Source organism: Frankia sp. CeRuru1, from assembly GCF_977966315.1.
In genome coordinates, this window is record NZ_CDWWEW010000139.1 from 1 (window position 1) to 12151 (window position 12151).

12 protein-coding genes and 1 pseudogene are annotated in these 12151 nt (G+C 71.7%); 1 reads left to right on the forward strand and 12 read right to left on the reverse strand.

The window, feature by feature from the left end; genetic code table 11:
* A pseudogene (locus tag AC08OP_RS12070) lies at positions 1-438 on the reverse strand (hypothetical protein); the annotation flags it as partial.
* Positions 439-544: 106 nt separating this feature from the next.
* Positions 545-3691 carry an FtsK/SpoIIIE domain-containing protein gene (locus AC08OP_RS12075; protein WP_476614277.1) on the reverse strand — a complete coding sequence of 1049 codons (3147 nt, stop codon included), beginning with the start codon at positions 3689-3691 and terminating at the stop codon, positions 545-547.
* 322 nt (positions 3692-4013) lie between these two features.
* Here AC08OP_RS12075 and AC08OP_RS12080 point away from each other — a divergent pair, with 322 nt between their 5' ends.
* Positions 4014-4559: a phosphatase domain-containing protein gene (locus AC08OP_RS12080; protein WP_476614278.1), complete on the forward strand. Its 546-nt coding sequence runs from the start codon at positions 4014-4016 to the stop codon at positions 4557-4559.
* Between the two features lie 60 nt (positions 4560-4619).
* Here AC08OP_RS12080 and AC08OP_RS12085 read toward each other — a convergent pair whose 3' ends face one another.
* The 10 genes from AC08OP_RS12085 to AC08OP_RS12130 all read right to left on the reverse strand — a co-directional run.
* Positions 4620-5429 carry an ABC transporter permease gene (locus AC08OP_RS12085; RefSeq protein WP_476614279.1) on the reverse strand — a complete coding sequence of 270 codons (810 nt, stop codon included), beginning with the start codon at positions 5427-5429 and terminating at the stop codon, positions 4620-4622.
* On the reverse strand, positions 5426-6490 hold the full coding sequence (locus tag AC08OP_RS12090; RefSeq protein WP_476614280.1) for an ATP-binding cassette domain-containing protein: 1065 nt from the start codon (positions 6488-6490) through the stop codon (positions 5426-5428). Before AC08OP_RS12090 ends, AC08OP_RS12085 begins: the two co-directional genes overlap by 4 nt.
* 57 nt (positions 6491-6547) lie before the next feature.
* A complete protein-coding gene (locus tag AC08OP_RS12095) occupies positions 6548-7087 on the reverse strand; it encodes a MerR family transcriptional regulator (RefSeq protein ID WP_462186286.1) in 540 nt (179 codons plus the stop codon).
* 610 nt (positions 7088-7697) lie between these two features.
* Positions 7698-8183 (reverse strand): bifunctional nuclease family protein, encoded by a 486-nt coding sequence (locus AC08OP_RS12100; RefSeq protein ID WP_476614281.1) that lies wholly within the window; start codon positions 8181-8183, stop codon positions 7698-7700.
* Positions 8184-8350: 167 nt separating this feature from the next.
* On the reverse strand, positions 8351-9127 hold the full coding sequence (gene ftsR, locus AC08OP_RS12105; RefSeq protein WP_476614282.1) for a transcriptional regulator FtsR: 777 nt from the start codon (positions 9125-9127) through the stop codon (positions 8351-8353).
* Positions 9128-9143: 16 nt separating this feature from the next.
* Positions 9144-9689, reverse strand: coding sequence for an FHA domain-containing protein (locus tag AC08OP_RS12110; RefSeq protein ID WP_009739506.1), 546 nt, complete (start codon positions 9687-9689; stop codon positions 9144-9146).
* 293 nt (positions 9690-9982) lie between these two features.
* Positions 9983-10363, reverse strand: a complete 381-nt coding sequence (gcvH, locus tag AC08OP_RS12115) for a glycine cleavage system protein GcvH (protein WP_476614283.1) — start codon at positions 10361-10363, stop codon at positions 9983-9985.
* Positions 10364-10486: 123 nt separating this feature from the next.
* The gene (locus tag AC08OP_RS12120) at positions 10487-11419 is read right to left on the reverse strand and encodes a DUF881 domain-containing protein (protein ID WP_476614284.1); all 933 of its coding nucleotides are present in this window, start codon (positions 11417-11419) and stop codon (positions 10487-10489) included.
* Between the two features lie 8 nt (positions 11420-11427).
* Complete coding sequence (locus AC08OP_RS12125) at positions 11428-11760, reverse strand: DUF1290 domain-containing protein (RefSeq protein WP_476614285.1); 333 nt, start codon at positions 11758-11760, stop codon at positions 11428-11430.
* A partial coding sequence (locus AC08OP_RS12130; RefSeq protein WP_476614286.1) for a DUF881 domain-containing protein occupies positions 11757-12151 on the reverse strand: 395 nt, incomplete at its 5' end. The genes AC08OP_RS12130 and AC08OP_RS12125, both read right to left, overlap by 4 nt.

Sequence of the window (12151 nt, forward strand, 5' to 3'; positions counted from 1 at the left end):
GGCCAGGGCGTACCCGCCCCCGTCGCGGTAGAGGCCGCGATCCGCCGTCCCCTTCTTCGCCAGGCCGACCCGCGGGGCGGCGGCAGCCGCATCGGCCGAGGTGTCGCCGGCCGCCGAGCGCAGCTGGTCGAGCTCGGTGAGCCCGTACTGGGCGAGGGGCTCGGCGACCTGGTCCCAGACGCTGCGGACCCTGGCCCGGATGTCCTGCGCGGCGTCCCGGTGCCGACGCGCGGCCGCCCGGCCGCCCTGACGCCGGTCGCGGGCGTCGCGGCCGGCCCGGGCCCGGGCCTCGTCGGACGCACCGAGCAGGCGCCGGTACTGCATCGCCGCCTTGGCCGGGTCGTCAAGATCCGGGTCACCAAGGTCCGGGTCGCCAAGGTCCGGGTCGCCGAACAGGTCGGCGAGATCGGAGGCATCCACCGGCACAAATCCAGCCACGATCCCGTTCCGTCCTCTCCCGGCGCCTGCTCGGCCGTCGATCCCCACGTCGCCGACACCCGCCACATCGCCGTCGGTTCCCGCCCCGTCATCGGTCCACATCGGGCTACTCCTGATCCAACGGCGCGAATGGCACCACGGTGCGCGGTTCGGCCTGGACGTGCCGGTCGAACAGGACCGCCCGATTCGGCATGGTCCCACCGGCCACCGACCGGTGTCCGGCCAGGACGAACAGGTCGCTGCCGGGTACCCCGGCCGCCATCCACGCGGCGATGTCGTCCCGGTTACCCGGACCGAGGTCCTCAGCCAGCCGGGACACTCCCCGCCACCAGCCCAGCAGGTGCACGCGCTGCGCCGGTCCCCGGCGGGTGAGCGTGCGCAGGTCGTCCAGTCCGGTGCGACGGGTCACCGGGTCACGCGCCTCCAGCCCGGCCCGGCCGGCGTCCATCGCAAAGACGACGACGAGCCGCAGCGACGGCGCGACCGGGCCCACGCTGCCGGTGAGTGCGGACTCCTCCCGGGCACGGGTCTCGTCGGCGGCACCGGCCAACACCGACCGCAGGCCGGTGACATCGGCGACCCGAACGGGATGCCCGGCCCGGCGCACACGCGCCGCGAGCACCTCCGCGGCGGCGAGCGCCATCGGCTCCGCGGCGATGATCTCGACCACGAGTCCACCGGCCGGGACCTGCGCGGCGACGCTGGCCGCCGCCGCCTGCAGGATGCCGACCGCCTCCCGACGCAGCGGACCGAGCACGGCGAGATGCCGGCCGGGCAACGCGGCGAGCCGTACCCCGACCGCGGGCGGCGCGAGGTCCAGAGGCACGCCGACCAGCGCGAGGGGATCGACATCGTTCTCGGAGCTGTCCCCGGAGCTGTCCCCGGAGCGGGAGGCACGACCCGGCGACACACTGCCCGGCAGCAGGCTCGGACCGGTTTCGCCACCGCCCTCGCCACCGCCGCCGAGGATCGCTTCGGCCGCAGCCGCCTCGACGGCCGTCGGCGCCGGACGTCCGTCCAACGCCTGGTAGATCGGGTTGTCGTCAAGAACCGCGGGGGCGTGACCAGCGAAGACCCGCGGGGGCCTTGCCTTCGGCACACTGCGCGCGGTCGTGGCCGCCAGCCGCCCACGCAGCACGCCTATCGCCGCCGGATCAGGGAAGGCGACCCGGACGAGTTCGTTGCCCGCGGGATGGCCGTTGCGCCGGTTGACGATAGCCTCCCCGACGCCCGAGAGCGCGCCGGCCGCCTCGTTCGCCGTGGACAGCAGGACCCGCGACTCCGAGATCGAGGTACGCAGCGCCACGCGCAACGCGAACTGCCCGAAGATCGAACCACGCTTGCCGGCGGTGGCGTCGAGCGCATCGATACCGGACAGCGTCTGGCTGGCGAGCAGCAGATGGACCCCGTAGGCGCGGCCCTGGCGGGCCAGGACCTCCAGGTGCGCGACGGCCTCCCGCGCCACCGAGTCCATCGGGGTGAGCATCACCTGGAACTCGTCGACCACGACGATGATCCGCGGCCAGGGCGAGCTCCGGTCGGCCGCCCGCAGGCCTCGCAGGTCGCGGGCGCCGACCGCACGCATCGCCACGGCGCGGCGGCGCATCTGTTCACGGACCGCCCGCAGCACCGCGACGCCGAACTCGCGGTCGCTCTCGATGCCGACGGTATCGGCGTGCGGCAGGTAGAACGGGTCCGTCGGACCGGCGGCGAACTGGGCGAACTCCAGCCCCTCCTTGAAGTCGAGCAGATGGAAGCGGACCTGGTCGGGCCCGTAACGCGCGGCGATCCCGTAGATCACGTCGAGGAGCAGCGTCGACTTGCCCGACCCGGCCTGGCCGCCGACGAGGGCGTGCACGGTGTCGTCGTCGAAGGTGAACCCCACCGGCCCGTCGGGGCCCTGCGCCACCTCAACACCCACCCCGGCGGCGCTGTCGAACTCCCACAGGCCGCGGGGCAGCATGTCGCTGATGGCGGGCGGCCGGGCGGCCTCCCGGGTGGCCGCCGCGGCGACCTGAGCCGTGACCGCGGCGACCAGCATGGAGTGCGGCGGCGGGTCCAGCTCGACCCGCAGCAGACCGGTCAGCGATGTGCGCCAGCCTCCCGCGGCGACCCCGCGCCATCCCGGCCGGTCGGCGAGGAGCTCGACCGCGGTGAACACCACCGACCTCGGCAGGGGTTCCGTCACCGAGTCCTCGTCCTCGTCGGGTTCCAGGCCGATGACGTCGGGATCCAGCGGCGTCACCTCATCGGGATCGTCCCGCGAGCCGCCCAGGACCGGCTCCGCGCCGGACGGCCGGACCTCCACGATGGAGATCACCACCACCCCGCAGGACGGGCCCTGGGCCGCGATGGCGGCGAGCGCCCGCGCGCCCTCGTCGTGCAGCCGGGGCTCACCGAGCAGCACCAGGACGCGCCAGGGCTCCGAACGCGGAAGCCCGGCCTCCTCCCGCTCCCGCAACGAGTCGAACCGGCCACCGAGCCGGTCCACAGTGATCCTTCCCACCTCCGCCGACAGCTCCGCGAGGACCTCCTCGAGCCGGGCCCGCGTCGTGAGCGTGGGGGTGGCCACACCGGCGGCACGCAGCGGCGCAAAGCTAGCGAGCCCGGCACCGAGCTCGTGGGGGTCATAGACGACGAGTCGGACCCGCCCGGCCGGCGCCGCGGCGAGGACGCGGGTCAGCAGGCCACGCACGAGGTCGACCGCGGCGGGCCGGCGGGACCGGGTCGTCTCGATCCGCAGGTTCAGGCCGTCCAGCAGCGGGATGGCCAGTGGCACCGTCCGGTGCTGCGCCGTGGGATCGTCGGGCGGCACGATGACCTGGCCGACCTGCCACAGAGCGGGCCGGAAACGAGCCCGGTCGCCGACCGGGGCGACGCCGAAGGGGCCGTGCCGCCAGTCGGGCGCCGCCCAGGACGCGCCGGCGAATCCACGCGCCCGGGAACGGGCGATCACGGCGGCCCGGGCGAGCTCCCCGGCGACGTCGAGCCGCCCCGCACCGGACTCACCGAGGCCACCAGCCTTCCCGGCGGCACCAGCCTTCCCGGCGGCACCAGCCTTCCCGGCGACACCGGAACCCGCTTCGGCCTCGATCCGGTCCGCCTGCTCATCCAGCCGATCGGCGAGCGCCAGTGCCGCCCCCAGCGAGGACTGGATACCGGCCACGAGCGTGCGCGCCCGCCGGGTACCCGACACGTTGACCTCCCCACACTGTGTGTTGCCGTGCTCGGCGTCGAGCCCCCCGACGACCATGACACGTCCGACGGAGCAAACATCCCAGAACGCGCCGACCGGCCGAACTGGCCTGCCGGCGCGACGGTCTGGGCACGGGGACCTCGCCGGACGAAAGCATGCGACGACATCGGCGACGTTATCGGTACAACCACCCGCAGCCTGGCCGTTCCGGACGACGGCGACGCCGGGACCACCGGAGCGGGCTACCCCTCGACCGGCACCAAATCAACGGCGCCGCGCGTGTTCAATGATCCGTCGGGGCAACCGTCCCGGTCAGGTAAGCCAGCGCACCGATCGAAGGGGCGAAGGTCGGCGATGAGCAGGTGGAAAGGGAACGTCGGTGACGGACACGGCTGACACGGCTGACACGGCGGGCCTCACGGAGACGGCGGGTACGGCGGCGGCGAAACAGCGACCGCTCGCCGTCATTGACGTCGACGGGGTGGTGGCCGACGTCCGACACCGGTTACGCTTCCTGCGCGCCAGTCCCAGTGACTGGGAGGCGTTCTTCGCAGCGGCGCCCGCCGATCCCCCCTTGGCCGAAGGGGTGGAACTAGCCCGCAAGCTGGCTCGGGACCACGAGGTGGTATGGCTGACCGGCCGGCCAGAGCGTTCCAGAGAGGCGACGCGGCGCTGGCTGACCGAACAGGATCTGCCGCCGGGTGAGCTGCGGATGCGTCCGGACGCCGACCGTCGGCCGGCTCGGGTGTTCAAACGCGCCGAACTTCGCGAGCTCGGCGCCGGCCGTCGGGTCGCCGTCGTGGTCGACGACGACCCCGCCGTGGTGGACCTGCTGCGCGCCGACGGCTGGCCGGTCCTGCGGGCCGAATGGCTCGCCTACGAGGCGACGCTGGGCAACGCCCAGGAGACCGAGGGCCGCACCTGACCATGAGCCGCGCCTCGGCGACGCTCGGTGCGGCCCGCGGCCGGCGGTCGGGCCCGCCGGTCAGCGCGAGGCCGACCGCCGGTACACGCGCGCGGCGAACGGCCCGAACACCACCAGCAGGCCCAGACACCAGGCGAGGGACTGCAGGAGAACGGAGACGACCGGACCGCCGAGGAACAACGCCCGCACGGCGTCGACGGTCACCGTCACCGGCTGATGCTGGGCGAACGCCTGCAGCCAGCCCGGCATGGTCTCCACCCGGGCGAAGGCCGAGCTGGCGAAGACCAGCGGGAAAATCCAGATGAATCCCGCCGACTGCGCCGCCTCCGCGCTACTCACCGACAGCCCGATGACGGCGGACAGCCAGGAGAAGGCGTACGAGAACAACAGCATCAGCCCGAACCCGGCCAGCACCGCCGGCACCGTGGTCTCCCCGAACCGGAATCCCACGGCCAGGCCCACCAGAAGCATCACTACGACGATGAAGACGTTGCGGGCGAGATCGGCCAGGGTACGGCCGGTGAGCAGCGCCGACCTGCTCATGGGAAGGGAACGGAACCGGTCGATCAGACCCCGCTGACGGTCCTCCGCCAGCCCCACGCCGGTCAGCATCGACCCGAAGATCACCGTCTGCAGGAAGATGCCCGGCATCAGGTAGTCCACGTACTTGACCCCGTCACCCACGTTGATCGCGCCACCGAAGACATAGGTGAACAGCAGGACGAACATGACCGGCTGGATGGTCGCGAAGATGACGAGCTCGGGTATCCGCCAGGTCTGGATCAGATTGCGCCGGCACATCACCCACGCGTCGGCAACGGCCCACGACAGCTGCCCGCGCCCCGCTGGAGTCAGCTCGAGGGTGCTCATATGGTCACCATGTCCTTGTCATCGTCCTTGTCGTCCTTGTCGCCCCGGTCATCAGGGGTGTCGGTGTCGCCACGGCCGTCGCCGCCCGCGCGTGCGGGCGGCACCTCGCTGCCGGCCGGAGCGCGCCCGGTCATGGCGAGGAAGACGTCGTCCAGCGACGGCCGGTGCAGGGCGACGTCGGAGATCGGCACCCCCAGCTCGTCGAGACCCCGGACCACGTCGGACAGCACGCTCGCGCCCGGTACCGGCACACTGACCCGGCGCGTCTCCCCGTCGGCCGTCGCCGCGCCGGATCCGAACCGGGCAAGCACCGCCCGGGCGGCCTGGACATCCTCGGCGGCGTCACCACCGACGACGATGTCCAGCCGGTCGCCACCGACCTGCGACTTCAGCTCGTTCGGGGTACCCCGCGCAATGACCCGGCCGCCGTCAACCACCGAGATCCGGTGGGCCAGCCGGTCGGCCTCCTCCAGGTACTGCGTCGTGAGCAGGACCGTCGTGCCGTCCCGCACCAGATCGGCGATCACCCTCCACATTGCCGAACGGCTGCGGGGATCCAGTCCGGTGGTCGGCTCATCGAGGAACAGCACCGCCGGGTTGATGATCAGGCTGGCCGCGAGATCGAGCCGCCGCCGCATCCCGCCCGAGTAGGTACGCGCCTGCCGACCGGCCGACTCGGCGAGCTCGAACCGCTCGAGCAACTCGACCGCGCGGGCCCGCGCGACGCGGCTGCGCAGCCGGTAGAGCCGCCCGAACATCTCCAGGTTCTCCAGGCCGGTGAGCCGCTCGTCGACCGCCGCGTACTGACCGGTCAGACCGATCCGGGCACGCAGCGCGTCCGCCTGCCGGACGACGTCCAGACCGAGGACCCTGGCCTGGCCGCCGTCCGGACGCAGCAGGGTCGACAGGATGCGTACCGCCGTCGTCTTGCCGGCTCCGTTGGGCCCCAGCACGCCGTGCACGGTGCCGGCATCGACCCGCAGGTCCAGGCCCACCAGCGCTCGTTTGCCGCCGTAGCTCTTCTGCAGGCCCTCGGTGAGGACCGCCGGGTTGTCTGTCACGAGGCGGACCGTACGACGAACCTCCGACAGTTTGGAACCGAATAAAGGCGGGGGAGGCTAGGCCGAGCTCCGCCGGGTCCGACGACTGGCCAGCTCGTCGCCGGGATGGGTTGCCGGCGGATGACCAGGCCGCTCGCAGGGCAGTTCAGCCAGCTGGCCACGCATGTCGCGCAGGGCTCGGCCAACGGCGATGGCGAACACGCCCTGCCCACCCCGGACAAGATCGATCACCTGGTCGTCCGAGGTGCACTCGTACACGGTGGAGCCGTCGCTGATCAGGGTGAGCTGCGCCAGGTCGTCCACGCCGCGGGTACGCAGATGCTCCACCGCCACCCGGATGTTCTGCAGCGACACACCGGCCTCGAGTAGCTTGCGGACCACGCGCAGCACCAGGACGTCACGAAAGGAGTACAGCCGTTGGCTGCCGGAACCGGACGCGTCGCGGACGCTGGGGACGACCAGACCGGTCCGAGCCCAGTAGTCGAGCTGGCGGTAGGTGATGCCCGCCGCGGCGCAGGCCGTCGGCCCCCGGTACCCGACATCGTCCCCCGGCGGTTCAGGAATCTCATCCGGAAAGAGCTGGCCCTGTTCGATCATCGCTGTACGCACTTCGCCGCCATGCCAGCCCCATCCTCCGGACCGTTCCGGATCCGTCCCGACCGCCGACGTCACCCGACGCCGCCATCCCGGGCACCCGGCCCGATCGAACCGTTTCCACCGTCGTGCGGCCTGCCACGATCATCTCGACCACACGACTCCCTGTCCCCGACCGCCGCCGGTCGACGGTCTGCGAGACCGCGACGCGGCACCCCTGTGCCCGTAAGCCGGGACCGCCCGCCCACCCGTCGGCACGGGCCCGGGCGGAGCGCATCACGCCGTTGCCACAGCCCGGCAAGGTCAGAGCCGGAGAGAGCCCGTTCCGCCACGTCTACCGCGGGCAGGGGCACGAACTCTACGGTCGGGCTCTCCCGACCGTAGGAGCGACGCGCGGTTCCTTCAATGATCTAAGCCGGCGTGTCTGTAGTCCAGCGGACGTCATTCAACAGATCGGTCAAATCGGAAGTGCGCTCCGATACTGCCCGCACGCTAGATCACAGCCGACCTTGGCCCGGGCTGGCTGAAGGCCTCAACGGCCGACCTGCGCCCAGGCGGGCACGCCGAGGACTGGGAGGCTCAGGGGCCAGGAGCCCTCGGGAACCGGGCACCCTCAGGATCCGGGAGTGTTGAAATCCTCCGGGGAGATCGTGTCAAGGAACTCCCGGAACTTCTCCAGCTCGTTCTCCTGTTCTTGTTCCTGTTCCTCGGGAACGATGATCCCGGCCTCGGCCAGGACCGCCTCGACCCCGTAGACCGGCGCTCCCATCCGCATCGCCAACGCGATCGCGTCGGACGGCCGGGCGGAGACCTCCACCCCGTTGCCGAACACGAGCGTGGCGAAGAAGACGCCGTCCTGAAGGTCGGTGATGGTCACCCGGGTCAGATCCGTCTGCAGCGCGCGCAACACATCCCGCATCAGGTCATGGGTCATAGGTCGAGCCGTCGTGATGCCCTCCTGGGCGAAGGCGATCGCCGTCGCCTCAACAGCACCGATCCAGATGGGCAGATACCGCTCACCGCCCACCTCCTTGAGCAGGACGATCGGCTGCTTCGACGGAAGCTCGACTCGCACGCCGACGATGTCCAGCCGATGCACCGATCTACCTCCTCGCAGGTGGGGCGGGGCGGGATGTTGTGACCGGAGCCAGAAAACCCCACAGGGGAGACAGTATCCCCGCTTCCGTCCGGCGTCAGCGCGCCCACCGGTTCGGCTGTCCGGCAAGGCACTCCGAGCGCAGCCCCGGCAGCCTCCTCACCTCGGTCTCAACTCGATCGTCCCGCCGCCAGCCGGGAGCGCAACAGGGCCGCGTGCAAGCGGACCAGCAACGCCGCCAGCTCATCGGCGGTCTCGGCGTGCCGTCCCGAGCCCTCACCACCGCGCTGGCCCCGCAACGGGGCGACGGCGGCCTCGATGAGACCAGCCTCACGGTCGGCCACGGTGCGGGCGGCCCGCAGATGCCGGGGCTGCACGCCGTGGCCGGCCAGCAGCGCCACGGTCCGCGCGACGAGCAGGGCGTCGCAATCGTAGTACCCGCCGCCCGCGATCGGACCCACCAGGCCGTGCTGTTCCAGCTCGGTCAGGGCCTCGTCGCCGAGCCCCGCGGCGGCGAGAAGCTCCCGGCGCGACATCCTAACCCTTTCCGCCCCGAGGAACGCGTCCAGGCCGGTAGGGGTCGGATGCGGAGGCAGCGCGCGGGGTCCGGGCCGATGCACCGGGGTCTCACCGCGGTCGAGCGACGCCAGCTCCTCCTTGATCACGCGCAGCGGAAGAAAGCGCTCCCGCTGCGCGTGCAGGACGTAACGGAGCCGGGCGACGTCGTCGACCGAGTACTTGCGGTAGTTCGCGCTGGTACGGGCGGGTTCGACGAGCCCCTCCGCCTCAAGATAGCGGATCTTCGACAGGGTAATGTCGGCGAAGTCCGCCCGCAGACGGTCGAGAACCTGGCCGATGTTGAGCACCTTCGCGTTCTGTCCGGCCTGGTCCGAGCGCGCTGCGCCCGAACGCGGGGCCGGCGATGCCGCGGCGAGGCCGCCGCTCACCGTGGGTCCTTCCTCGTCACCGTGCCGCTGACCCCCCGTAGCTCGCGCCGGTCAGGAACACCAGGCGGAACTTGCCGATCTGCACCTCGTCGCCGCTGGTGAGCTCAGCCGAGTCGATCCGCTCGCGGTTGAGGTAGGTACCGTTCAGGCTCCCGACGTCGCGAACCGAGAAGCCCTTGGTGTACGGCGAGCGATGGAACTCCGCATGCCGGCGGGAGACGGTCACGTCGTCGAGGAAGATGTCGCTCTCGGGATGGCGGCCGACGGTGGTCATGTCGGCATCCAGCAGAAAACGACTCCCCGCATTCGGCCCCCTCTTGACGACGAGCAACGCCGAACCGGGAGGTAGCGCGTCGACGGCGGCGACGGCGTCCCGCTCGGTCGACTCGTCGACGTGGTCGCCCTCGATGCCGGACAGCGCGGCCGCCAGGTTCAGCGTCGACGTCTGCTCCGCGGGTCTCTCCGGCGCCACGGGCTCACCCGGACGCACCAGAGGAGACCCGCACCGCGCGCAGTACAGCGCGTCGGACGGGTTCTGCTGTCCGCACCTCGTGCAGAACACAGTCGCGTCCGCTTCCTGCCGGGATCCCGCACGGGCGGGGTACCCCAGCCGCTTCGGCCGCCACCGAACGGGCGGCGGGAACGTCTCTGCCAACACTGCGATGGTGGTAGCCAGACGTCCGCAGCCCACCCCCATCACCAGGATGATCACATGGCGACGGTCGGGCCGTCCACGATCGTGCCCCGGTGCACTCCGAGGCTAGTGCATCGCGGGCACGGTCGTGAAAAGGGTGCGACCCGTGTTGTTCGGCGTGGTGCGGCCCACCACCCACCATGGGCACAAACCAGATACTCTCAGTTTTCCTTCACGTGCTCCGCGTACTCTTCGGCGGCCAGCAGGCCGGTGACGCCGGCGACATCCGCGACCGTGAGCTCGACGAGCCAGCCTTCCCCGTAGGGATCAGAGTTGATCAGTTCCGGCGCACCGGCAAGCGCCTCGTTGCGCGCCGTCACTTCGCCGGCGATCGGCGCGTAGATCTCGGACACGCTCTTGGTCGACTCGACCTCTCCGAAGGACTCACCGGCCTGGACCGCGGAGCCGAGGTCGGGCAGAGAGACAAAGACGATGTCGCCCAGTGCCTCCTGCGCGTAGGACGTGATGCCGACCCGTGCCGTGCTCCCGTCGAGCCGGATCCATTCGTGCTCACGGGTGTACTTCAGGTCGTCCGGGTACACCGGAGATCGCCTCCCCTTGCTCTGACCACTCCGCGGACCGCTCTGCGCCGCCCGGCCCGACGCCGTACCGCGCCGCGAACTCCACCAGGAACCACGTTCCTCGACTGGCCCGGACAGGGTCCCCTATCCGGCCGGACGGGCATAGCGAGGACTCGGAGCGGGTCGCAGCGCACGGATCTCGATGTGCTCGGAGGTCCGAACGGTCGCCTGCGCCCCGTCCCGTGCCGCTACCGTATCGAGCACCCCGCCGGGGATCCGCATCGCCTGGTCCAGCGTGTGGGCGTCGCCCACCACCCGCAGCACGTACGGCGGCGCGATCGACGTGCCGTCGACCACCAACCCCCGCCCGGGCTCGTCGGCCACGTAGGTCGAGACGACCGCTCGGACCCCGGCGATCTCGATCGCCTCGGCGCCCGCGTCCCGTAGCTCCTGCAGGGCGTCGACGAGGATCGAGGAGTCGACCGCGCGGTGGGGGTCATGGATCGTCAGCTCGAGCCCCGATCCGGTGACCGGCACGATGCCGGTGAGGATCGCCAGCCGGTCGGCCTCGCGACGCACCTCGCCCGGCCCGGCCGCCGGGGCCGGCGTCGACGTCGGCACGGGCGGCATCATCGGTTCCGTCTCCTGGCGGAGCTGATGCTCCCGGGCCACCAGGGACCGGTCGACGGCGCCGATCGCACCGAGGGTCGCGGCGAGCTCGCCCGGCCGCGCGGTGGCAAGTCCGAAGGACGGCTCCGCGGACCGGGTCGCGGCGACCGCGGCGAAACCGAGACCGGCGAGCAGGACCAGGCTCAGGGCACGCCGCGTCCGGGCACGACCCGGCCGGGCGTGCCCCGGAACCGGGCTCGGCGTCGGCTCCGACGCGACAGGGACCACGACGGGCGACGGGGGCGGGTCCGACGGCGCCTCGGGGACCGGCGTCTCGGGGACCGGCGGCTCGGCGACCGGGGTCGGATCGGGGACCGGCGCCTCGGCGACCGGGGTCGGATCGGGCTTCGGATCGGGTACGGACTTCCGTCCGGGCCCGGATCCCGAAGGGTCGCCTGTCGAGGTCACCGCCACCGTCAGACCTTGATCAGATGCTGACGCAACGCGGTCGCGGTGGCGAAGATGCGGATGCCCAGCACCACGACCACCGCGGTGGACAACGCGCCGCCGAACCCGATCAGGTCGCCAAGTAGCACCATCAGGACGGCAACCGCGACGTCGAAGACGAACGAGACGATGAACACCCGGTCGTCGAACACCCTCTCCGCGACGGCCCGCGCGCCGCCGAGAGCAGCGTCCACCGCGGCCACCACGGCGACTGGGAGGTAGGGATCCATCCAGTCGGGGACGGTCGGGCCCAGCACCAGGCCGACCGTCACGCCCAGGGCAAGGGCTACCACGACGATCATGATTCGCTCCGTCGAGCATGCCGCAGCACCCGGGGATCGGCCGCGGGCAGGGTCAGGTTTCTGACAGTGACGACCGCCAGGGAGGTCACCGGTGAGTCGGGACGATGCCGCAGCCGGTCGATCACGGCGGACTCCTCGAGACGCCGCACGAGATCGTCCGGATCACCCACCGCTTCGACGGTGTACGGCGCGATCATCGGCACGAATCCGACGAGAACGAGATCACCGGCCGCCCGGATCGCGCTGAGAGCCGTCAGGCGGACGCCGTTGACCGCGACAGCCTCGGCACCCGAGATCCACAGCACGTTGACGAGATCAGCAAGGTCTCGATCTTGAATCCGGGTCCAGCCGGACGCCGGTGCGGGGCGGGGACCAGCGGGCCCGGTCGACG

Excerpts from the sequence above, each read along its gene's own strand:
- AC08OP_RS12095 (WP_462186286.1), bottom strand. The coding sequence starts at position 7,087 with ATGATCGAACAGGGCCAGCTCTTTCCGGATGAGATTCCTGAACCGCCG.
- AC08OP_RS12085 (WP_476614279.1), bottom strand. The coding sequence starts at position 5,429 with ATGAGCACCCTCGAGCTGACTCCAGCGGGGCGCGGGCAGCTGTCGTGG.
- AC08OP_RS12125 (WP_476614285.1), bottom strand. The coding sequence starts at position 11,760 with ATGATCGTCGTGGTAGCCCTTGCCCTGGGCGTGACGGTCGGCCTGGTG.
- AC08OP_RS12075 (WP_476614277.1), bottom strand. The coding sequence starts at position 3,691 with ATGGTCGTCGGGGGGCTCGACGCCGAGCACGGCAACACACAGTGTGGG.